This window comes from Micromonospora sp. DT227 (assembly GCF_049841835.1).
In the GTDB taxonomy this organism is placed as follows: Bacteria; Actinomycetota; Actinomycetes; order Mycobacteriales; family Micromonosporaceae; genus Micromonospora.
In genome coordinates, this window is record NZ_JBNCLA010000001.1 from 799,671 (window position 1) to 819,872 (window position 20,202).

Sequence of the window (20,202 nt, forward strand, 5' to 3'; positions counted from 1 at the left end):
CGTGGGCGCGATCACCGGAACGTTCAAGGGCTTCGGGGTCACCTTCTCGCACATGTTCAAGAAGGTCGTCACCACCGACTACCCGTTCAAGCCGCCGGTCTCGGCGCCGCGCTACCACGGGCGGCACATCCTCAACCGGCACCCGGACGGGCTGGAGAAGTGCATCGGCTGCGAGTTGTGCGCCTGGGCCTGCCCGGCCGACGCGATCTACGTGGAGGGTGGCGACAACACCGAGGAGCAGCGCTTCTCCCCGGGTGAGCGGTACGCCAGCAACTACCAGATCAACTACGCCCGGTGCATCTTCTGCGGGCTCTGCATCGAGGCCTGCCCGACCCGTTCGCTCACCATGAGCAACGAGTACGAGCTGGCCCGGGACAACCGGCAGGACCTGATCTTCACGAAGGAGCAGCTGCTCGCGCCGCTGCTCGAAGGCATGGAGCAGCCGCCGCACCCGATGCGGCTGGGCGACAGCGAGAAGGACTACTACGTCGGTGCGCTGGCCAACCCGGGCACCTCGGCCGGTGCCGAGCACTCGCCGATGGGCGGCCAGTATCCGGTGGAGGAGCACCCCGGCGTGACCTTCCCCGGCGCCGAGCAGGCCGCGCAGCGGTCCGAGGCGGGCAAGGGAGCAGGGGTATGACCACTTCTACGGTGCTCGCCGCGGCGGGCGACGTGACCGGGGGTGAGGAGGTCACGTTCTGGATCCTCGCCCCGCTGGCCCTGATCGGGGCGCTCGGCATGGTCTGGGCCCGCAACGCGGTGCACTCCGCGCTCTGGCTGGTGCTGACCATGCTCTGCCTGGGCGTGTTCTACGTGCTCCAGGCCGGCCCGTTCATCGGCATGGTGCAGATCATCGTCTACACCGGCGCGATCATGATGCTCTTCCTGTTCGTGCTGATGCTCGTCGGTCGCGACGCGTCCGACTCGCTGATCGAGACGCTGCGCGGCCAGCGGGTCGCCGCGGTGGTGCTCGGGCTCGGCTTCGCCGGCCTGGTCGGCACCGGTCTCTACCGCGCGCTCGACGGCGTGCAGGCGGTCGGGCTCGACCAGGCGAACGCCGAGGGCAACGTGCAGGGCATCGCCCGGCTGCTGTTCACCAAGTACGTCTTCGCCTTCGAGCTGACCTCGGCGCTGCTGATCACCGCCGCGGTGGGCGCGATGGTGCTGGCGCACGTGGAGCGGCGCAAGGAGGACCGGATGGACCAGGTCGCCACCATGAAGGCGCGGTTCCGTCCCGGCAACTACCCCGGCCCGAAGCCCGGCCCGGGCGTCTTCGCCACCTCCTCCTCGGTGGCCACGCCGGCCCGCCTGCCGGACGGCCGGCTGACCGACCGTGGCATCCCGGAGATCATGCCGGTGCGCGACATGACGTCGGAGGAGACCGCACTGAAGGGCACGGATCGGTGAGCGCGAGGAGTGCAGCGAAGCGGAGCCCCGCAGTCGCGAACGAAGGGACAGCACAGTGACCCCGGACTACTACCTGATCCTCGCGGCGGTGCTGTTCACCATCGGCGCCGTGGGCGTGCTGGTCCGGCGCAACGCGATCGTGCTGTTCATGTGCGTCGAGCTGATGCTCAACGCGGCCAACCTGACCCTGGTCACGTTCAGCCGGATCAACGGTGACCTGAACGGCCAGATCATGGCGTTCTTCGTGATGGTGGTGGCGGCGGCCGAGGTCGTGGTCGGGCTCGCGATCATCATGGCGATCTTCCGGACCCGGCGCTCGGCCAGCGTCGACGACGCCAACCTGCTGAAGTACTGAGGGGCCAGTCGTGGAACAGACTGTGGAATTCGCTACGGCGGATGGGCTGCTGGGCAGTGTCTGGCTGCTGGTGGCGATCCCGCTGGTCAGCGCGGCGGTCCTGCTGCTGCTCGGCAAGCGGGCGGACCGCTGGGGCCACTGGCTGGGCGTGGCGGCCATCGGCGCCGCGTTCGTGCTCGGCCTGACCTACTTCTTCCAGCTCCGTGGCCTGGAGAACAAGCAGGTCCAGTCGAGCCTCTGGCAGTTCATCACGGTCGGCGACCTGAAGGTGGACTTCGGTCTGCTCTTCGACCCGCTGGCCGCGGTGTTCGTGCTGCTGATCACCGGGGTGGGCTTCCTGATCCACCTCTACGCCGTGGAGTACATGGCGCACGACGAGGGCCGGCGACGGTTCTTCGGGTACTTCAACCTCTTCGTCGCCGCGATGCTGCTGCTGGTGCTCGGCAACAACTACGTGATGCTCTACTTCGGCTGGGAGGGCGTCGGCCTGGCGTCGTACCTGCTGATCTCCTTCTGGTACGGCCGGCCGAGCGCGGCCACCGCCGGCAAGAAGGCATTCCTGATGAACCGGGTCGGCGACGCCGGCCTGGCCATCGGCATCTTCGTCATGTTCGCCATGCTCGGCACCACCCAGTACGACGAGGTGTTCAACGGGGTCGGCTCGCTGACCTCCACCACCGTGCTGGTGCTCGGCCTGCTGCTGCTCCTGGGCGCGGCCGGCAAGTCCGGCCAGTTCCCGCTCCAGGCGTGGCTGCCGGACGCGATGGAGGGCCCGACCCCGGTCTCCGCGCTCATCCACGCCGCCACCATGGTCACCGCCGGCGTCTACCTGATCGCCCGCTCCAACCCGATCTTCTCGGCCAACGAGACGCTCCAGCTCGTGGTGGTCAGCGTCGGCGCGCTCACGCTGCTGATGGGCTGCGTCATCGGCGCGGCGAAGGACGACATCAAGCGGGTGCTGGCCTGGTCCACGGTCAGCCAGATCGGTTACATGTTCCTCGGCGTCGGCCTCGGCGGCGGCGCGTACGCGCTGGCGATCATCCACCTGCTGGCGCACGGCTTCTTCAAGGCCAACATGTTCCTCGGCGCCGGCTCCGTCATGCACGGCATGAACGACCAGGTGGACATCCGCCGCTTCGGTGGCCTGTCGAAGTACATGAAGGTCACCTGGCTGACGTTCATGATGGGCTGGCTGGCCATCATCGGCATCCCACCGCTCTCCGGCTACTTCTCCAAGGAGCCGATCATCGCGTCCGCGTTCGAGCGGGAGGGCTGGACGGCCTGGCTGTTCGGCATGGCCGCGCTCCTCGGCGCCGGGCTCACCGCGTTCTACATGACCCGACTCTTCGTGCTCACGTTCCACGGCCCGAAGCGGTGGACCGAGGACATCGAGCACCCGCACGAGTCGCCGAAGCTGATGACGATCCCGCTGATCCTGCTCGCCGCCGGCTCGGTGGTGGCCGGTGGTCTGATGACGCTCAACGACAGCGTGGTGTCCTGGCTGACCCCGGTGCTCGGCGAGGAGGCGGGTGGCGAGGCGCACGGCGTGCTCTCGCACACCGTGATCACCATCCTCTCCATCCTGATCACCGTGCTCGGCGCCGGGCTGGCCTGGTTCCTGTTCCGCAACGGCACGGCCACCGAGCCGCAGCCGGCCGGCGTGCTGGTCACCGCCGCCCGCAAGAACCTCTACACGGACACCGTCAACGAGGCGGTCTTCGAGAAGCCGGGCATCTTCCTCACCCGGGCGCTCGTCTTCCTCGACAACCGGGGCGTCGACGGGCTGGTCAACGGCCTGGCCGCCGCGGTGGGCGGGGGCTCCGGCCGGCTCCGGCGGCTCCAGACCGGCTTCGTGCGGTCGTACGCGACCTCGATCCTGACCGGCGCGCTGCTCGTGGTGGCGGCGTTCCTGGCGGTACAGGCGGGGTGGCTGGCGTGATCGACCTCAACGCGGCCGCCCCCGCCGGCGGGCCACGCAGTCACGACGGAGGTAAGGCCGAATAATGTCCAACTTCCCGTTCCTCTCGGTGCTGACCGTGGCGCCGCTGGTCGGCGCGCTGGTGGTGGCGCTGCTGCCACGCCGGCGGCCGGACCTGGCCAAGCTGGTGGCGTTCGGCTGGTCGCTGCTGGTGCTGGTGCTGTCGGTGGTGATGTGGTTCGCCTTCTCCGCCGACGGTGACCGGTTCCAGTTCCGCGAGTCGTACGCGTGGATCCCGAACTGGGGTGTGCGGTTCACCTTCGAGGTGGACGGCATCGCGCTGGTCATGCTGATGCTGATCGCGATCCTGGTGCCGCTGGTGATCCTGGCGTCGTGGCACGACGCCGAGCAGTCGAAGCGTTCGGTGCCTGTCTACTTCGCGCTGCTGCTCGTCCTCGAGTGCACGATGATCGGCGTCTTCGCCGCCGCCGATGTCTTCCTGTTCTACGTGTTCTTCGAGGTCATGCTCGTCCCGATGTACTTCCTGATCGGCAGCTACGGCGGCCACCAGCGGCAGTACGCGGCGGTGAAGTTCTTCCTCTACTCGCTGGTCGGCGGCCTGTTCATGCTGGCCGCGGTGATCGGTCTCTGGGTGGTCGGCGGGAAGACGTTCGACTGGCAGGCGTTGAGCCAGGCCGAGTTCGCCACCAACACCGCCCGCTGGCTGTTCCTCGGCTTCTTCCTCGCGTTCGCGATCAAGGCGCCGTTCTTCCCGTTCCACACCTGGCTGCCGGACGCCGGTGGCGCCGCGCCGGCCGGTGCGGCGGCGCTGCTGGTCGGCGTGCTGGACAAGGTCGGCACGTTCGGCATCCTGCGCTACTGCCTCCCGCTGTTCCCGGAGGCGTCCCGCTGGTTCGCGCCGTACGCGCTGGCGCTCGGCGTGATCGGCATCATCTACGCGGCGCTGCTGGCGGTCGGGCAGAACGACCTGAAGCGGCTGGTGTCGTACACCTCGATCGCGCACTTCGGCTTCATCGGGGTGGGCATCTTCGCGTTCACCACCCAGGCCGGCACCGGCGCGGTGCTCTACATGCTCAACCACGGTCTCGCCACCGGCCTGCTCTTCCTGGTGGTCGGCATGCTGATCGCCCGGCGTGGCTCGGCGCTGATCAGCGACTTCGGCGGCGCGGGCAAGCTGGTGCCGGTGCTGGCCGGCGTGCTCTTCTTCGCCGGTCTGGCGTCGCTGGCGCTGCCCGGCACCGCGCCGTTCGTCTCCGAGTTCCTGGTGCTGATCGGCACGTTCACCGTCAACAAGCCGGTCGCGGTGATCGCCACGCTCGGCATCATCCTGGCGGCGGCGTACGTGCTGTGGATGGTGCAGCGCACCACCCAGGGCACGCTGAACCCGGCGCTCACCGAGGTCGAGGGCATGCGTCGGGACCTCAGCCTGCGCGAGAAGGTCGTCGTCGCGCCGTTGATCGCGCTGATCGTGCTGCTCGGCTTCTATCCCAAGCCGGTCACCGATGTCATCAACCCCGCCGTCCAGGCGACCATGCAGGACGTCGGCAAGTCCGATCCCGCCCCTGAGGTCGGCAGCGTCCAGGAGGCTTCAAAGTGAGTGAACTGAAGCTGCCGTCGATCGACTACGCGGCGCTCGCTCCCATCCTGATCATGTTGGGCGCCGCCCTGCTGGGCGTCCTGGTCGAGGCGTTCGTGCCGCGCCGGCTGCGCAACGCGGTGCAGCTCGCGCTCGCCCTGGTGGCGGCGCTGGCCGCGATCACCATGGTGATCCTGAAGTCCGACGCCCGGCTGGTGACCGCCGGCGGCGCGATCGCGGTGGACGGGCCGACGCTCTTCCTCCAGGGCGCCATCCTGGTGCTGGCCGTGATGGCGCTGCTGCTGGTCGGCGAGCGCACGGTGGAGCGGGGCGGCGCCTTCGTGGCGCACGCGGCGGTCACCGCCGAGTCGCCCGAGGACCGGAAGCAGGCCGACGGCGTCGGCGGGGCCACCGAGGTCTACCCGCTGATCTCGTTCGCGATCGGCGGCATGCTGATCTTCGTGGCGGCGAACGACCTGCTGACCATGTTCATCTCGCTCGAGGTCTTCTCGCTGCCGCTCTACCTGCTCTGCGCGCTGGCCCGCCGCCGGCGGCTGCTGAGCCAGGAGGCGGCGATGAAGTACTTCCTGCTCGGCGCGTACGCCTCGGCGTTCTTCCTGTTCGGCGTGGCCCTGATCTACGGCTTCACCTCCGGCATCCCGGGCCGTGGCGCCGGCGTCGACTTCGCCACCGTGCACGCCGCGGTCGGCGAGTCCTCGTCCAGCCAGGTGCTGCTCTTCGCCGGCATGGCGCTGCTCGCCATCGGTCTGCTCTTCAAGGCCGCCGCCGCGCCGTTCCACGTCTGGACGCCGGACGTCTACCAGGGCGCGCCGACGCCGGTGACCGGCTTTATGGCGGCCTGCACGAAGGTCGCCGCGTTCGGCGCGCTGCTGCGGGTGTTCCACGTCGCGTTCGCCGGGGCCTCCTGGGACTTCACGCCGGTGATCGGTGTGGTGGCGGTGCTGACCATGCTGGTCGGCGCCGTGCTGGCGGTCACCCAGACGGACATCAAGCGCCTGCTGGCGTACTCGTCGATCGCGAACGCCGGTTACCTGCTGGTGGGTGTGCTGGCCCCCAGCAAGGAGGGGCTGTCGGGCACGATGTTCTACCTGGCCGCGTACGGCTTCTCGGTGCTCGCCGCGTTCGCCGTGGTGACGCTGGTGCGGGACGCGGACGGCGAGGCCACCCACCTGTCCCGCTGGGCCGGGCTGGGCCGCCGCTCGCCGTTCTTCGCGGCGATCTTCACGTTCATCCTGCTGGCGTTCGCCGGTATCCCGCTCACCAGCGGCTTCACCAGCAAGTTCGCGGTCTTCGGCCCGGCGCTGGAGGCCGACCAGGCCTGGCTGGTGATCGCCGGCGTGCTGACCAGCATGGTGCTGGCCTTCCCGTACCTGCGGGTCGTGGTGATGATGTGGCTGTCGGAGCCGGGTGAGGCGACCCCGACGGTGACCGTGCCGGGCGCGCTCACCTCGGCCGCCCTGATGATCGGCGTGCTCGCCACGCTCGTCCTCGGTGTGGTCCCCGGGCCCCTGCTGGACCTGACCACCGGTGCCGCCGAATTCGTCCGATGACGGAAGTGGTTCCACCCGGGGGCCGGTACGCCGTGGCGTACCGGCCCCCGGTCCGTATCCCCCTCACCGAGCAGGTCGAACGGGTGTGGCATGGTTGAAGACGTGGTGAACCCGGCTGGCGAGCGTTCAGGTCAGTTCGGCGCGCTCGGCCTGCACCTCGCCGACCCGCGCGTCGAAGCGTCCGTGCTGGGCGTCCTCGACCGGGTCGAGGCCCAACTGTGGTCCGGCGTGGCCAGCGCCGACCCGTTGGTCACCGAGGCGGCCCGGCACCTCATGGAGGCCGGCGGCAAGCGGTTCCGGCCGCTGCTGGTGGCGTTGGGCGCCCAGTTCGGCGATCCGGAGGCCGCCCAGGTGGTCCCGGCCGCCGTGGTGATGGAACTCACCCACCTGGCCACGCTCTACCACGACGACGTGATGGACGAGGCGGCCGTGCGGCGGGGCGCGCCGAGCGCCAACTCCCGCTGGAGCAACTCGGTGGCCATCCTGGTCGGCGACTTCCTCTTCGCGCGGGCCGCGGACATCGCGGCCGACCTGGGCCCGGAGGCGGTCCGGTTGCAGGCGCGCACGTTCGCCCGCCTGGTGCACGGTCAGATCGCCGAGACGGTCGGCCCGCGCGGCACCGATCCGGTCGCGCACTACCTGCACGTGATCGCCGAGAAGACCGGTTCGCTGATCGCCACCTCGGCCCGCTTCGGCGGCATGTTCGGTGGCGCGTCCGCCGCCCACATCGAGGCCCTGGCCGGGTACGGCGAGGTCATCGGCGTCGCGTTCCAACTCTCCGACGACCTGCTGGACATCGCCAGCGAGTCGGTGCAGTCCGGCAAGACGCCCGGCACCGACCTGCGCGAGGGCGTGCCCACCCTGCCGGTGCTCTACGCGCTCGCCGGCGACGACTCGGACGCGGCCAGCGTCCGGCTGCGGGAGATCCTGGCCACCGGCCCGCTCGTCGACGACGCGCTGCACGCCGAGGCGCTCACGCTGCTCCGCGAGTCCCCGGCGCTCAAGCGCGCCCGGGAGACGGTGCGCAGCTACGCCGAGGACGCCCGGGCCCACCTGGCCCCGCTCCCCGAGGGCCCGGCCCGCCGCGCCCTCGAATCCCTCTGCGACTACATCGCCGACCGCACCAGCTGACCTGCTCCGGTCGTCGGGCGGCCGACTGCCCCGTGCATCTGGGGCCGCGGACGCGCGGTTGCCTTTCCTGGCCGTTCCTGCGTTCCTGGCCGTTACCGAGCGTGATCTCCGCCGGGAACAGTTCGCAGCGGAGTCATATACCGCACGGTCATAAATATGACACCTGGTCATAGCCGTTCGAGGCAGTATCTTCCCGGTGGCCCGGCACAACGATGCGGCGCGCCGGCAGGGCGGCGTGCGGCGGACGGGGAGGGCTCAGGCCGGGCGGGACAGCAGGCGGGCGGCGAGGAGCATGAGCAGGGCCGCGAGGAGCATGGCGCCGGCCGCGGTCAGCCACATCGCCGGATAGCCGGCCGTGCCGGCCAGCGCGCCGAGACCGAGCGGGCCCAGGCAGCCGCCCGCGTACACGCCGGTCTGGGTGATCGAGGTGGCGGCGGCCGGGGCCTGCGGGTGGAGTCGGACCACCGCGAAGTTCAACAGCCCCGGCCAGGCCCAGCCGAGGCCGAAGCCGAGCACCACGCCGGCGACCAGCGGCACCGGGCCGGCAACCGCGAGCAGGAGCAGCCCCACCGAGCCCGCCACCAGCAGCCCGGCGATCACGCCGACGTGCCCGCCGGCCCGCCGGTCGGCCAGCCACCCCACGCCGACCCGGGCGGACACGCACACCGCGCTGCCCAGGGTGAGCGTCAGGCCGGCCAGGCCGGGGGAGAGCCCCCGCGCGGCCGACGAGTCGACCAGGAACGTGCCCAGCGCGTTCGCCGCGCCGGCCGCGAGCGTCGCGGCGAGCCCGACCACCACCAGCGCGGCCCGGCCGCCGCCCCGGGCGGTGGAGGCGGACCGGGTACGCCGACCGGACCGGGGTACGGCCGGCAGCGCGGCCAACGCGGCCCCGGCGGCCACCACGAACGCCCAGCGCCAGCCGGCGGTCAGCGCGACGGTGGGGACCGCCGCGCCGGCCAGCAGCGTGGAGAGCGGGATGGCGGCCTGCTTCACGCCGAAGGAGAGCCCCTGCCGGTGGGCGGGCACGTGCTCGGCCAGCGCGGCGTTGCTGGCGAGCTGGCCGAGCGCGTTGCCGGCGGCGCTGAGCGCGAGCAGCGCCACCAGCGTGGGGTACGACCGGGCGAGGCCGGCCACGGCCAGCAGCGAGCCGGCGGAGAGCACGATGGCGACGCGGGCCACCGGCGCCGGCCCGTACCGCTCGACCAGGGCGCCGGACGGCACCGAGGCGAGCGCGCTGATGCCGAAGTAGACCGAGACGGCCAGCCCCAGCCCGGCCGGGCTGAAGCCCAACTCGTCGCCGAGCTGTACGGCGAGGCCGCCGACCAGGAAGACCGGCAGGACGCAGGCGATCGTGGTGACGGTGGCGCCGGCACCGACCCGAATCGGTCGCCCGGCCGCCGGCCGACCGGTTCGCGAAATAGTTTCAGTCATTGTCGGTCAACCTACGCCGACCGCGTTTTCGCTGCTGATCGTGTCTGTCGATGCACGTTCTGTGCCCGGTGATCTGACATCCTCGACCCGAACAGGCATTTCGCACCCGGACCTTTTTTCATATGGTGTAAGCCCCGGCGGCGGAGGTGGTTGTGCGCGACCCTCTGGCGGAGCCTTCGGACCTGATCCGCAGCGTCTCCCGCGCGCTTCGAGTGCTCGAGTCGGTCGGCCGTGCGCCGAAGGGCCTCACCGTGAAGCAGATCGCCCGCCGCTGCGAACTGACCGTCGCCACCACCTACCATCTGGTGCGCACGCTCGCGTACGAGGGCTACGTGATCCGGCGCGAGGACGGGACGTACATCGTCGGGCTGGAGATCGCCGACCGCTACCGTGAGCTGGTCACCGCGTTCCGGGGCCCGCCCGCGGTCGGCGAGGCGTTGCGCCGGGCCGCCGCGGAGACCGGCTGGAGCCACTACCTCGGCCGTTTCGTCGGCGGGCAGGTGGCGGTGACCGCGTGTGCCGAGGGGCCGCGCTCGCCGTACCTGGAGGATCTGGTGCCGGGCTTCGCCGAGGGCGCGCACGCCACCGCGCTCGGCAAGAGCCTGCTCGCCACGCTCACCGCCGAGCAGCGCTTCCGCTACCTGCGGGAGTACGGCATGCGGCCGTTCACCACCGCCACCCTCACCACGGTCGAGGCGTTCGAGGCCGACCTGGCCGCCGGCGACCGGCGCGGCATGCAGTTGGAACTGGGCCAGTTCCGGCAGGGCGTGGCGTGCGCCGCGGTGCTCGTCGCCCCGGACAAGGACATCGAGCGGCGGGTGGTGCTGGCCTGCGCGTTGCCGGCCAGCGAGATGATGACCTCGGCACGGGTGGTGCGGGCGAAGCTGCTCACCGTCGCGCGGGCGATCGCCGACGGGATCGCCACCGAGAACTGAGAGGGCCACCACCCTGGCCGGATGGTGGCCCTCCAGCGGGCGGTCCAGCGCCGGACCGCCCCGGGGTTGGCTCAGCTGCCGACCGGGCCCCCGTCGAGGCGCCAGGTGACCACCACGCCGGGCTTGGCGAAGTCACCGTCCGGCCAGGTGGAGGCCGGGTTCTCCACGGACGCGCCGGAGATCTCACCCGGGTGCTGCACGGCCACGAACACCGACCGGTTGTCCCGGGTGATGAACGGGCCGCAGGTCTCCGCGCCCAGCGGGACGGTGAGGAACTGCTTCAGGTGGCCCCGCTCCGGGCCCTCGACGGCGGTGGCGAACAGGCCGTCGTTGCTGCCCAACGCGTTGCCGTCGGTCGAGATCCAGAGGTTCCCGGTGGCGTCGAACGCGACGTTGTCCGGGCAGGAGATCGGCGACACCTTCGTCTTGTCGTACCCGGCGAAGTACGTCGAGGCGTCGGCCGGGTCACCGCAGACGATCGGCAGCGACCAGGTGAACGTCTCGGCGGTGTTGTCGCCGCGCTCCTCGACCAGCTCCAGGATCTGCCCGTGCTTGTTGGCGTTACGCGGGTTCGCCTCGTCGGCCGGCGCCTTGCCGGCCTTGCCCCGGTCGCTGTTGTTGGTCAACGCCACGTAGACCTTGCCGGTGAGCAGGCTCGGCTCGACGTCCTCGGGACGGTCCATCTTGGTCGCGCCGACCTTGTCGCCGGCCAGCCGGGTGAACGTGAGCACGTCGGCGGCGGTCATCCCGTCGACGTACGAGCGGTTGCCGCTGACCAGCTTGATCCACCGGCCCCGGCCGCCGAAGCCGCCGTCGGCGGGGAGCGTGCCGCTGCCGTCGATCTCCCCGGCCGGGCTGTCGCCGGTCAGCGCGGCCACGTAGAGCGTGCCCGACTCCAGCAGCGTCAGGTTGTGCTTGCGGGCCACCCAGGAGTTGCCCGGCAGGAACTTCTTGTCCGACACGAACTTGTACAGGTAGTCGAAACGCTCGTCGTCGCCCATGTACGCGACCACGTGCCCGCTGCGGGCCACGATGACGTTCGCGCCCTCGTGCTTCACCCGGCCCAGCGCGGTGTGCTTGCGCGGCCGGGCCTGCGGGTCGAACGGGTCGATCTCGACGACCCAGCCGAACCGGTGCGCCTCGTTCGGGTGCTTCGCCAGGTCGAACCGCTCGTCGGCCCGGTCCCACTTGCGGCTGCCGCTCGGGTAGCGCACGTCGGTCGGGATGCCGTAGCGGGCCAGCTTCGGCTTCAGCTCCTCCGGCGCGCCGTCGCCGCCGACGAAGTACTGGTTGAAGTTCTCCTCGCCGGAGAGCACGGTGCCCCACGGGGTGACGCCGCCGGCGCAGTTGTTCAGCGTGCCGACGACCGTGCGACCCTTCGGGTCGGCGGCGGTCCGCAGCCACGCCGAGCCGGCGGCCGGGCCGGTCAGCTCGAACTTCGTGGCCAGCGCCGTGACCCGACGGTTGTACTCGCGCCGGCCCCGGCGTACCGGCCGCCACTGGCCGGTGTCCGTGACCCGCTCCAACTCCACCACGGACATGCCGTGTGCGGCCATCGCCACCCGCACCTGCTCCACGGTCAGCGCGTCCTGGCTGGTGAAGCCGGGGAACATCAGGTCCTCGTTGGTGTACTCGTGGTTGACCACGAGCAGCGCGCGCCTACGGTCGATCGGCAGCACGCCGACGAAGTCGTTGTTGTAGCCGAACTGCTTGGCCTGGGCGGCGGCGCTCTGCTGACGCACGTCGAACGCGGGCGCGCCGGGGACCACCTCGTCGCCCCACTTGATGACGACGGCGTGGTCGTACCCGTTCGGCACCACGAGCGTGTCGAGCTTGTTCGGCGGGATCGGCTTGAACGACAGCGCACCGCTGCCCGGGCGGGCGGACGCGGCGACGGCCTCGTCCGTGCCCGGGGCGGTCGGGGTGGCGGGCGCGGCGGCGGCCGGCGCCGCGCCGGCGAACGCGCCCGCGGCGGCGCCGCCGAAGCCGAGCACCAGCGCGCCGACCGCACCGGCCCGGACCACGCCGCGGCGGGAGACCTCGGTGTCGACCAGGTCGCCGAAGTACGGGTTGTCGGAGGAGTTGGGCACCGGGTGGTCGCAGGCGTTGCCGCACCGGTACAGACAGGTCATCGCGTCGCGGCTGCCGTGGCGGGTGCCGCCCAGCAGCGGAAGCAGGCGAGGACGTTCGCTCATGGGGTGGAGCCTCCTGGTCGGACGTCGGACGGCGTGCCGGGCGGTCGACCCGGACGCGTACCTGCCGGACGGTGCCAGCACGCGGTGAGCGCGCGTCGGCCCGAACATGAACCGGACGTGAACAGCTCCGGCGTGACCTGCGGCTGAACCGTTCGGCGGCCCGGCACGTATGGAAGGACGAACGCAACCGCCCGGACGGGCGAACGCATCGCCGGTCTCCCCGCCGCCGGAAGCGAGGTACCGCCATCAGCGACCACGACGCCCAACTGCTGCGCGCGCTGCACGACGAGCATGCCGACGCGCTGTTCGCGCACGCCCTGCGACTGGTCAACGGCGACCGGCCGCGTGCGGAGGATCTGGTGCAGGAGACGCTGCTGCGGGCCTGGCGGCACCCGGAGTCGCTGGACCCACGGCGTGGCTCGGTCCGGGCCTGGCTCTTCACCACCGCCCGGAACCTGGCCATCGACGCCTGGCGTCGCCGCTCCGCCCGGGTCGGCGAGGTCTACACCGACGAGCTGCCGGAAATCGCGGAGACGGTCGACGAGACGGAGCGCGCGGTGGAGGCGTGGACGGTGGCCGAGGCGCTCAACCGCCTCAGCCCGACCCACCGCGAGGTGCTCGTCGAATGCTTCTACCAGGGCCGGTCGGTGACGGAGGCGGCGGCCCGGCTGGGCGTACCGCCGGGCACGGTGAAGTCGCGCACCCACTACGCGCTGCGCTCACTACGGTTGGCGCTGGCCGAGATGGGGGTGACCGGATGACCCGCTGCGAGTTCGCGCACGACGACGGCGCGTACGTGCTGGGCGCCCTCGCCCCGGCCGACCGCGCCGCCTACGAGCGGCACCTGGGCGGGTGCGCGCAGTGCCGGGAGGCGGTGGCCGAGATCGCCGTGCTGCCCGGTCTGCTGGGTCGGCTCGACCCGGCCGGGTTGGAGCAGTTCCTGGAGGTCGGCCCGGAGACCTCACGGCTGCCCGCGCTGCTCGACGCCGCGCGGGCGCGCAAGCGCCGCGACCGGTCCCGCGCCCGACGACGGTACGCGTCGACCGCGCTCGCCGCCGCCGCGCTCGCGGTGCTGGCCGGCGTGGGCGTGACGCTGATCCGGCCGCCGGCCGAGCCGGCTCCCCGGCCGGTGGCGCTCACCTCGATGCGGCCGGTCGCCGGGACCGCGCCGGTGCACGCCGAGGTGGGGCTGACCGAGACACCGTGGGGCACCGAGGTCACCATGCACTGCGGCTACGACAGGCGGGCCGGGCACCGCGAGGCGTACACGTTCCGGCTGGTGGCGCACGGCCCGGACGGCGCGACCGAGCAGATCGGGTCCTGGCTGGCCGCCCCCGGTGACGACCTGCGCTTCTCCGGCGTCACCCGCTTCACCCGGGGTGACCTGGTCCGCCTGGAACTCCTCCGCGGCACCGACACCCCCGTCCTCGCCTACGACCTCCGCTAACCGCCCTCCCCACCCCCCGTCTGTTGCGCGCTGATTCACGGAAAGCGTGGCTGTGCGGCGCGAAATAGCCACGCTTTCCGTGAATCAGCGCGGAAGGAGGGTGGGGGGTGCGGGGGTGGTGGGGCGGGCGGCGGCCCGGGTGCGGCGGGTGTGGTTCAGGGCGTCGACGGTGAAGACGACGAGGGCGAGCCAGACCAGGGCGAAGCCGGCCAGGCGGGCCGGCGGCATCGGCTCGTGGAAGAGCAGCACGCCGCAGCCGAGCTGGAGGATCGGGGCCAGGTACTGCAACATGCCGACGGTGGACAGCGGCAGCCGGTTGGCCGCGCCGGCGAAGAACAGCAGCGGGATCGCGGTGGCGGCACCGGCCAGCACCAGCAGCGCGGTGTGCCCGGCGGAGACGTGCCCGAACGTCGAGTCGCCGCGCGTGGCGAGCCAGCCCAGGTACGCCAGGGCGGGCAGCGCCAGCACCGCCGACTCGACGAAGAGCCCCTCGGCGGCGGGCAGGCCGAGCTGCTTCTTGACCAGGCCGTACCCGGCGAAGCTGAACGCGAGCGTGAGCGCCAGCCAGGGCAGGCGGCCGTAGTCGACGGTGAGCACCGCTACCGCGAGCGCGCCGACGCCGAGCGCCGCCCACTGCGCCGGGCGCAGCCGTTCCCGCAGCACCAGCACGCCGAGCAGCACCGACACCAGCGGGTTGATGAAGTAGCCGAGCGCGGTCTCCACCACCCGGTCGGAGTTCACGCCGTAGATGTAGGTGCCCCAGTTCACCGCGATCAGCGCGGCGGCGAACGCGATCCCGGCCAGCGCGCGGGGCCGCCGGGCCAGCGCCCGCAGGAAGCCGACGTGGCGCATGGCGGCCAGCAGCAGCGCCACGAACACCACCGACCAGATGATCCGGTGCGCGAGGATCTCCACCGGCCCGGCCGGCCGGAGCAGTTTCAGGTAGATCGGGAAGAAACCCCAGAGCAGGTACGCGCCGATGCCGTACAGGTAGCCGAGGCGGAGCTGGTTCACGGCTCCACCGTAAGTGGTGAAGCCGGCCGTTGGTCCTTTCCGGTGATCGGCGTCACCGCTCGTCCAGCTCCATGTACCGGTCCGCCGCCACCGGCTGGAAGCCGAGCTTCCCGTACACGCCGTGCGCGTCCACGGTGGCCAGCACGATCCGGCGTACGCCCAGCTCGGCCACGTGGTCACGGACGCCCGCGGTCAGCCAGGTGCCCAGCCCGCGACCCCGCTCGGACCGGTCCACGTAGACGTCGCACAGCCAGGCGAACGTGGCCCGGTCGGTCACCACCCGGCCGACCGCGACCTGCCGCCCGTCACCGGGACGGTAGACGCCGAAGCCGATCGAGCCGGCGAACGCGCGCTCGACCGTCTCCCGCTCCCGCCCCCGCGCCCAGTACGCGTCCGTGGCGAGCCAGGTGTGCACGCGGCCCAGGTCGAGCCGGTCGGGGTCGGTGCTGAGCTGGTAGCCGTCGGCGCGCGTCAGGGTGAACACCCGGCCGAGGCTAGTGCCGCTCCGGGGGCCGCTCGCCAGCCAATTCCCGCGCACTGGCCTGCCCGCCCGGACGGAGTGCCGGGCGGGCGGCGAAGACGTCTCAGTCGCGGTCGAGGACCGCGCCCAGGATCCAGGTGACGATGCCGACGAGGAGCGCGCCGAGCACCGCCGCCGGCCAGAACCCGTCCACGTGGAAGGGCAGCCCGGCCTCCCCGGCGATCCAGCTCGTGAGCAGGAACAGCAGCCCGTTCACCACCAGCGCGATCAGCCCGAGGGTGAGCAGGTAGAAGCCGCACCCCACGGTCTTGATGATCGGCTGGAGCACCGCGTTGACCACGCCGAAGATCACCGTGACGAGCACCAGCGTCGTCACCGTCTCGATGGCGGACCCGGAGTCGAGCGTGATGCCCGGGATGAGCAACGTGGCGAGCCAGAACGCCACCGCCGTCGACGCCACCCGGATCAGAAGACCCTTCAGGAAATCCATGGCCGGGATCGTGCCACGCCGCTCCCACCGGCGGAAGCGCGTACGCCTCAGCGGCGGGCCGGACGACCGACCAACTGCGACTCGACCGGGGTCGGCGACAGCAGGGCCCACCGCAGCGCCCGCCGGTTGACCACCGCCACCATGTCGTCGCGGATCCGGGTGAGCCAGCCGGCGGAACCGCCGAGCCCCAGCGCGGTGCCGGCCAGCTCGGCCTCGGTTGGGTCGAGCGGCTGGAGAACGGCCAGGTCGGCGCGGGCCAGCGCCGGGGCGTCCGCCGGGGTCAGCTCGTCGCGGACCACCAGCACCGACTGCCAGGCCGCCGCCGGACCGACCTCCGGCGGCACCGGGCCGGCGTCGACCACCAGCAGCAGCGGTCGCAGCGGCGAGCCGGGCGCGCCGTCGACCGGCCGCCCCGGCGGGAGCAGCGGCACCCCGTCGCCGGGCCCGCCGACCCCGCGCGCGAACGCCTCCCAGGCGCGCGGCCTGGTGGTCTGCACCGCCACCCGGGCACCGAGCGCCAACGCCCGCAGCACCAGCAGTTGCGCGGCGGGCACCCCGCCGACCAGCAGTACCCGGGTCGTCGCCGGACGGAACAGGCGGACGGTGAGCGGGCCGCCGCGTCGGTTGGCGCCCACCATCAGGCCGGACCCGCCGACCGGCAGGTCCGGCGCGGCCGGCGGCGACCCGGCCGGGGGCACACCGCCGCCGGTCACCGCCAGCGGCAGGGTGGCGGCCAACCCGGTGAGGTGCTCGCCGTCGAGGCGGTGCAGCTCCGCCCCCGCGTCCCCGGCCGTCCGACGGAGCGCCCGTTCGGCGACCGTCAACTCCGCCGCGCTCCCGGCGGCCACCCGGACGGTCAGCTCGGCCCGGGTCGGCGCGGCGTCGGCGCGGGGACCGACGCAGAGCGCGACAGTGGTGGCGGTGGCCGGCACGGCGAGCAGCCGGGGCACCAGCCCTCGGGCGGCCTCGCCCCGTGGATCCGGCCAGCGACGCAGCCGCCAGGTGGCCTGGGCCAGCCCACCCACGGCGAGCAGCGGCCAGGTCTCCCGGGCCGGGGCACCGGTCTCGTGATGGGCCAGCTCGTCGATCACCCGCAGGGCGGCCGGCGCGCCGAGCGGCCGGCCGCCGAGCGAACCGAGCCGGCGGACGATCCGCCGGACCGTCCCGGAGAGCGCCCGCAGCAGTTCCTCGTCCGGCCAGCCGTCGGCCCGCAGCACCCGCACGGCCAGCACCACCCGCGTACGCCCGGCCAGCCGGCCGTCGGTGAGCTGGCGGTAGGACGTCCCGGCCGGGCCGGACGCGACGGGCGGCACGGGGGCCGGCGAGGCCGAGAAGACCAGCTGGAGCCGGACCGGAGGGCTCTCCGGGCCGGCGGGCGGGAGCAGGTCGGACGGGGCCGGGAGCGCCTGCGGGCGGTCGCCGAGGAGGTCGTCCGGATCGCCGAGCTCCAGCAGCGCGGTCAGCCCGGCGGCGTCGTGCAGCACGGCGGCCGGACCGCCGGCCAGCTCCGCGGCGTGCACCACCGTGCCCGGCCCGACCAGGCCCAGCAGCGCCGAGGGCTCGGTGGCCGCCGGCAGGGCGCGGCGACGGCTCAGGTACGCGGCGCCGACGGTGAGCCACTCGTGCAGCCAACGGCCCCGGAACCGGACCCACGCGGCGGGCACCAGCAGTGCCGCGCAGCACAACGCCCCGGCGGTCGGCGCGACGCCCCGCCCCAGGGCGGCCAGCAGGACGGCGGCCGCGACCTGTGTCGTCACGATCTGTCCGGCGCGGAGCCGCCGAAGCCTCCACTGTGGAGGTGGAGCCGGCGCGGGTGCGGGCCGCTCCGTCGTGCTCGCGGTCACCGCACCTCCTCGTCGGGCCGCCGGGTGACGCCGCCGTGGCACATCGTAGTGGCGTCGTTGTCCACAGGGGAGGCCCCGGGGGTAGCAGAACCGGACTGGGACCGCTACCGTCAGCGACGAAAATCGTTGCGCGTGCGCCCGCCGTCTCCCTCCCCCTTCCGGCGGCCGCGAGCGCCGCGCCGACGAGTCCACGGTGGTCACCCCGGGTGGCCAGCCACGACCGAGGAGACGAGGTGACGTCCGGGATGTCCCAGACCCAGGCAGAAGCCGCGGTGATGCAGCAGACCGCCGCGAAGTTCGAGCACGTCGACCAGTCGCTGCAGACCATGCTCAGCGGCCTGATGGCCGAGCTGGAGGTGCTGCAACAAGCGTGGCGAGGCGCCGGCGGGCGCTCGTTCGCACAGGTCAAGCAGCAGTGGGCGCAGGACCAGGCGGCCCTGCAACGGGCCCTGCGCGAAACCGCCACCGCGATCCGCACCGCCGGCCGCCAGTACGACGTCTCCGACACCGAGGCCGCCGGCCGGGTGGCCGGCACCAACCGCGGCATCCAGCTGCCGCTCTAGACCATCGGAAGGATCGAACCCATGGAGCACGGTGTGCTGGTCGTCAACTTCGCCGCCCTGCAACAGGCCGGCGCCGACATCCAACGGGCGCTGACCACCCTGGAGAGCCAGCTCGGGCAGCTCGAACGGGACGCGGCACCGCTGGTGGCGAGCTGGAACGGTGAGGCGCGCGAGGCGTACGAGCAGCGGCAGTCCCGCTGGCGGGCCGCCTCGCAGGACATGCAGGCGATGCTGCGCGACATCAAGCTCGCGGTGGAGGAATCCGCGGCCGACTACCTCGACACCGAGAAGCGCAACGCCAACCTGTTCCACTGAGACGGGCGGGTACGGCCCAGGTGCCCACACCCGGGCCGTACCCGTCCCCCCGCCCCCATCCCGTCCCCGGGGTCCCGCCCCGCTTCCGCGATCTTGCACTTTCGGCCCTCGGTTCAGGCGTCTTGCCCGTTTCGTCCGGGCATCAACTGCAAGATCGACGCGCGGGTGGGGGTGGGGTGCGGGGTGGGGTGGGGTGGGACGGGACGGGGGTCAGGTGGGGTTGGCGGGGTGCCAGCGTCGGCGGGTTCCCCGGGGTAGCACCACGGCCAGCAGCGCCACGAGCGCCGCCGCGCCCCCTGTCACGCCGGCCACCAGGAGCGCCCGGTCCCGGGCCGTGGCCCGGCGGGACTGGCGGGCGAGTGCGGCCGGGTCCGGGCGGTCCGCCGGGAGCGCGGCCGCATGCCCGGGCCGGGCGTCCGCTCCGCCGGGCGACTCGGTCACCGCGCGGTACGGGTTGAGCACCCCGGCGCCGTAGCCCTCGCCCCGCCCCGGTGCCGGGTCGGTGCCGGCCACGATCCGCCCGGCGACCTCGGCCGCGTGCAGCCCGGGGCGATACTGCCGCAGCAACGCGGCGGTGCCGGCGACGAACGGCGTGGCGTAACTGGTGCCCTCCGCCCGGCGATGGCCCTGCCGGGGCGCCGCCATCAGCACCTCGCTGCCCGGGGCGACCAGGTCGACGTACGGGCCGGTCTGGGAGAACGCGGCACGCGTCCCGTCCCGCCCGATCGCGCCGACGCCGAGCACCCCGTCGTACGCGGCCGGGAAGGGGCGGGGATCGCCGCTGTCGTGCAGGTTGCCGGCGGCGGCCACCACCACCACGTCCCGCCGCACCGCGTAGGCGACCGCGGCGCGCACCGCCGGGTCGTCCGCGTACAGCACGACCGAGAGGTTGAGCACGTCGGCGTCGTGGTCCACGGCCCAGCGGACGGCCCGGGCGAAGTCGGCCGCGCCGACCGTCCGCCCCGACTCCCGCCCGTCGACCACCTGCTGTTCGCTGACGCGTACCGGCAGGATGCGCGCGCCCGGCGCGAGGCCCCGGAACGCGACACCCGGCCGTGGCGCGGCGGCGATGATGCTCGCCACGCCGGTGCCGTGCCCGGCGCAGTCGCGGGTGCCGTCCCCGCCCGGGTCGAGGAAGTCGGCGCCGGCCAGCACCCGACCGGCGAGCTGCGGATGGGACCGGTCCACCCCCGAGTCGACCACCGCCACCACCACGCCCGCGCCGGTCGCGAGCGGGGCCAGCCGGTCCGGCGCGTACCGTTGCTGGGGCCACGGCTGCTCGGCCACCGGGCGGGCCGGCGCGGGCGGCGTGGCGCAGCCGGACGGCGCGCGGGCCGCCGCCGCCGGGGTCGCCGGCAGGCCGGAGATGAGGAGGGTCGCCAGCGCGACCGCGGTGGAGCGCGCGAGGGGCCGGGGCATCGACGACCTCCGTAACGTGTCGACTCCGGAACGGGATGTTAGCGCCTCGCCGACGCCACGGCCGACCGTCGATGGCCAGGCATTGTGAT

The 20,202-nt window shown here is 72.8% G+C and carries 19 protein-coding genes; 12 read left to right on the plus strand and 7 right to left on the minus strand.

Annotated elements, in window-relative coordinates:
• Position 1: 1 nt before the first annotated feature.
• The 7 genes from nuoI (at position 2) to ACLQ2W_RS03970 (ending at position 7,979) form a co-directional block, all read left to right on the plus strand.
• Positions 2-640, plus strand: a complete 639-nt coding sequence (nuoI, locus tag ACLQ2W_RS03940; protein WP_425785250.1) for an NADH-quinone oxidoreductase subunit NuoI — start codon at positions 2-4, stop codon at positions 638-640.
• The gene (locus ACLQ2W_RS03945; RefSeq protein ID WP_425785251.1) at positions 637-1,407 is read left to right on the plus strand and encodes an NADH-quinone oxidoreductase subunit J; all 771 of its coding nucleotides are present in this window, start codon (positions 637-639) and stop codon (positions 1,405-1,407) included. Before nuoI ends, ACLQ2W_RS03945 begins: the two co-directional genes overlap by 4 nt.
• A gap of 55 nt (positions 1,408-1,462) precedes the next feature.
• Positions 1,463-1,762: an NADH-quinone oxidoreductase subunit NuoK gene (gene nuoK / locus ACLQ2W_RS03950; RefSeq protein ID WP_089154544.1), complete on the plus strand. Its 300-nt coding sequence runs from the start codon at positions 1,463-1,465 to the stop codon at positions 1,760-1,762.
• 10 nt (positions 1,763-1,772) lie between these two features.
• Positions 1,773-3,701: an NADH-quinone oxidoreductase subunit L gene (nuoL, locus tag ACLQ2W_RS03955; protein ID WP_107154679.1), complete on the plus strand. Its 1,929-nt coding sequence runs from the start codon at positions 1,773-1,775 to the stop codon at positions 3,699-3,701.
• Between the two features lie 64 nt (positions 3,702-3,765).
• Entirely contained in the window at positions 3,766-5,298 is a 1,533-nt protein-coding gene (locus tag ACLQ2W_RS03960; RefSeq protein ID WP_107154680.1) for an NADH-quinone oxidoreductase subunit M, read from the plus strand.
• The gene (gene nuoN, locus ACLQ2W_RS03965; protein ID WP_281943593.1) at positions 5,295-6,848 is read left to right on the plus strand and encodes an NADH-quinone oxidoreductase subunit NuoN; all 1,554 of its coding nucleotides are present in this window, start codon (positions 5,295-5,297) and stop codon (positions 6,846-6,848) included. Before ACLQ2W_RS03960 ends, nuoN begins: the two co-directional genes overlap by 4 nt.
• 90 nt (positions 6,849-6,938) lie before the next feature.
• Entirely contained in the window at positions 6,939-7,979 is a 1,041-nt protein-coding gene (locus ACLQ2W_RS03970) for a polyprenyl synthetase family protein (RefSeq protein WP_281943592.1), read from the plus strand.
• Between the two features lie 255 nt (positions 7,980-8,234).
• Here the strand turns inward: ACLQ2W_RS03970 and ACLQ2W_RS03975 are convergent, their stop codons facing one another.
• Positions 8,235-9,410: an MFS transporter gene (locus ACLQ2W_RS03975; RefSeq protein WP_425785252.1), complete on the minus strand. Its 1,176-nt coding sequence runs from the start codon at positions 9,408-9,410 to the stop codon at positions 8,235-8,237.
• A gap of 152 nt (positions 9,411-9,562) precedes the next feature.
• Between ACLQ2W_RS03975 and ACLQ2W_RS03980 the strand changes: the two genes are divergently transcribed.
• Positions 9,563-10,345 (plus strand): IclR family transcriptional regulator, encoded by a 783-nt coding sequence (locus ACLQ2W_RS03980; protein WP_396772107.1) that lies wholly within the window; start codon positions 9,563-9,565, stop codon positions 10,343-10,345.
• Positions 10,346-10,416: 71 nt separating this feature from the next.
• On the opposite strand, the gene ACLQ2W_RS03985 is transcribed toward ACLQ2W_RS03980, so the two are convergent.
• Positions 10,417-12,540, minus strand: a complete 2,124-nt coding sequence (locus tag ACLQ2W_RS03985; RefSeq protein WP_425785253.1) for a PhoX family protein — start codon at positions 12,538-12,540, stop codon at positions 10,417-10,419.
• 245 nt (positions 12,541-12,785) lie between these two features.
• Between ACLQ2W_RS03985 and ACLQ2W_RS03990 the strand changes: the two genes are divergently transcribed.
• Together ACLQ2W_RS03990 and ACLQ2W_RS03995 are read left to right on the plus strand one after the other, a co-directional pair.
• Positions 12,786-13,301, plus strand: coding sequence for a sigma-70 family RNA polymerase sigma factor (locus tag ACLQ2W_RS03990; protein ID WP_425786005.1), 516 nt, complete (start codon positions 12,786-12,788; stop codon positions 13,299-13,301).
• The gene (locus tag ACLQ2W_RS03995; RefSeq protein WP_425785254.1) at positions 13,298-13,987 is read left to right on the plus strand and encodes an anti-sigma factor family protein; all 690 of its coding nucleotides are present in this window, start codon (positions 13,298-13,300) and stop codon (positions 13,985-13,987) included. Before ACLQ2W_RS03990 ends, ACLQ2W_RS03995 begins: the two co-directional genes overlap by 4 nt.
• Before the next feature lie 84 nt (positions 13,988-14,071).
• Here the strand turns inward: ACLQ2W_RS03995 and rarD are convergent, their stop codons facing one another.
• The 4 genes from rarD to eccE form a co-directional block, all read right to left on the minus strand.
• Entirely contained in the window at positions 14,072-15,001 is a 930-nt protein-coding gene (gene rarD, locus ACLQ2W_RS04000) for an EamA family transporter RarD (protein ID WP_425785255.1), read from the minus strand.
• A 52-nt stretch (positions 15,002-15,053) separates the two neighbouring features.
• A complete protein-coding gene (locus ACLQ2W_RS04005; protein WP_425785256.1) occupies positions 15,054-15,485 on the minus strand; it encodes a GNAT family N-acetyltransferase in 432 nt (143 codons plus the stop codon).
• Positions 15,486-15,585: 100 nt separating this feature from the next.
• On the minus strand, positions 15,586-15,972 hold the full coding sequence (locus ACLQ2W_RS04010) for a phage holin family protein (protein WP_425785257.1): 387 nt from the start codon (positions 15,970-15,972) through the stop codon (positions 15,586-15,588).
• 47 nt (positions 15,973-16,019) lie between these two features.
• Positions 16,020-17,816 carry a type VII secretion protein EccE gene (eccE, locus tag ACLQ2W_RS04015; protein ID WP_425785258.1) on the minus strand — a complete coding sequence of 599 codons (1,797 nt, stop codon included), beginning with the start codon at positions 17,814-17,816 and terminating at the stop codon, positions 16,020-16,022.
• A 245-nt stretch (positions 17,817-18,061) separates the two neighbouring features.
• On the opposite strand from eccE, the gene ACLQ2W_RS04020 reads away from it, so the two are divergent.
• Positions 18,062-18,379 carry a WXG100 family type VII secretion target gene (locus ACLQ2W_RS04020; protein ID WP_281943575.1) on the plus strand — a complete coding sequence of 106 codons (318 nt, stop codon included), beginning with the start codon at positions 18,062-18,064 and terminating at the stop codon, positions 18,377-18,379.
• Positions 18,380-18,400: 21 nt separating this feature from the next.
• On the plus strand, positions 18,401-18,694 hold the full coding sequence (locus ACLQ2W_RS04025) for a WXG100 family type VII secretion target (protein ID WP_425785259.1): 294 nt from the start codon (positions 18,401-18,403) through the stop codon (positions 18,692-18,694).
• Positions 18,695-18,904: 210 nt separating this feature from the next.
• Here ACLQ2W_RS04025 and mycP read toward each other — a convergent pair whose 3' ends face one another.
• Complete coding sequence (mycP, locus tag ACLQ2W_RS04030) at positions 18,905-20,113, minus strand: type VII secretion-associated serine protease mycosin (protein ID WP_425785260.1); 1,209 nt, start codon at positions 20,111-20,113, stop codon at positions 18,905-18,907.
• Between the last annotated feature and the right edge of the window lie 89 nt (positions 20,114-20,202).

Coding starts and splice junctions, on each gene's coding strand:
- ACLQ2W_RS03945 (WP_425785251.1), top strand. CDS start 637: ATGACCACTTCTACGGTGCTCGCCGCGGCGGGCGACGTGACCGGGGGT.
- ACLQ2W_RS03970 (WP_281943592.1), top strand. CDS start 6,939: ATGGTTGAAGACGTGGTGAACCCGGCTGGCGAGCGTTCAGGTCAGTTC.
- ACLQ2W_RS04025 (WP_425785259.1), top strand. CDS start 18,401: ATGGAGCACGGTGTGCTGGTCGTCAACTTCGCCGCCCTGCAACAGGCC.
- ACLQ2W_RS03995 (WP_425785254.1), top strand. CDS start 13,298: ATGACCCGCTGCGAGTTCGCGCACGACGACGGCGCGTACGTGCTGGGC.
- ACLQ2W_RS03985 (WP_425785253.1), bottom strand. CDS start 12,540: ATGAGCGAACGTCCTCGCCTGCTTCCGCTGCTGGGCGGCACCCGCCAC.
- mycP (WP_425785260.1), bottom strand. CDS start 20,113: ATGCCCCGGCCCCTCGCGCGCTCCACCGCGGTCGCGCTGGCGACCCTC.
- ACLQ2W_RS04010 (WP_425785257.1), bottom strand. CDS start 15,972: ATGGATTTCCTGAAGGGTCTTCTGATCCGGGTGGCGTCGACGGCGGTG.
- ACLQ2W_RS03960 (WP_107154680.1), top strand. CDS start 3,766: ATGTCCAACTTCCCGTTCCTCTCGGTGCTGACCGTGGCGCCGCTGGTC.
- ACLQ2W_RS04020 (WP_281943575.1), top strand. CDS start 18,062: ATGTCCCAGACCCAGGCAGAAGCCGCGGTGATGCAGCAGACCGCCGCG.
- ACLQ2W_RS03975 (WP_425785252.1), bottom strand. CDS start 9,410: ATGACTGAAACTATTTCGCGAACCGGTCGGCCGGCGGCCGGGCGACCG.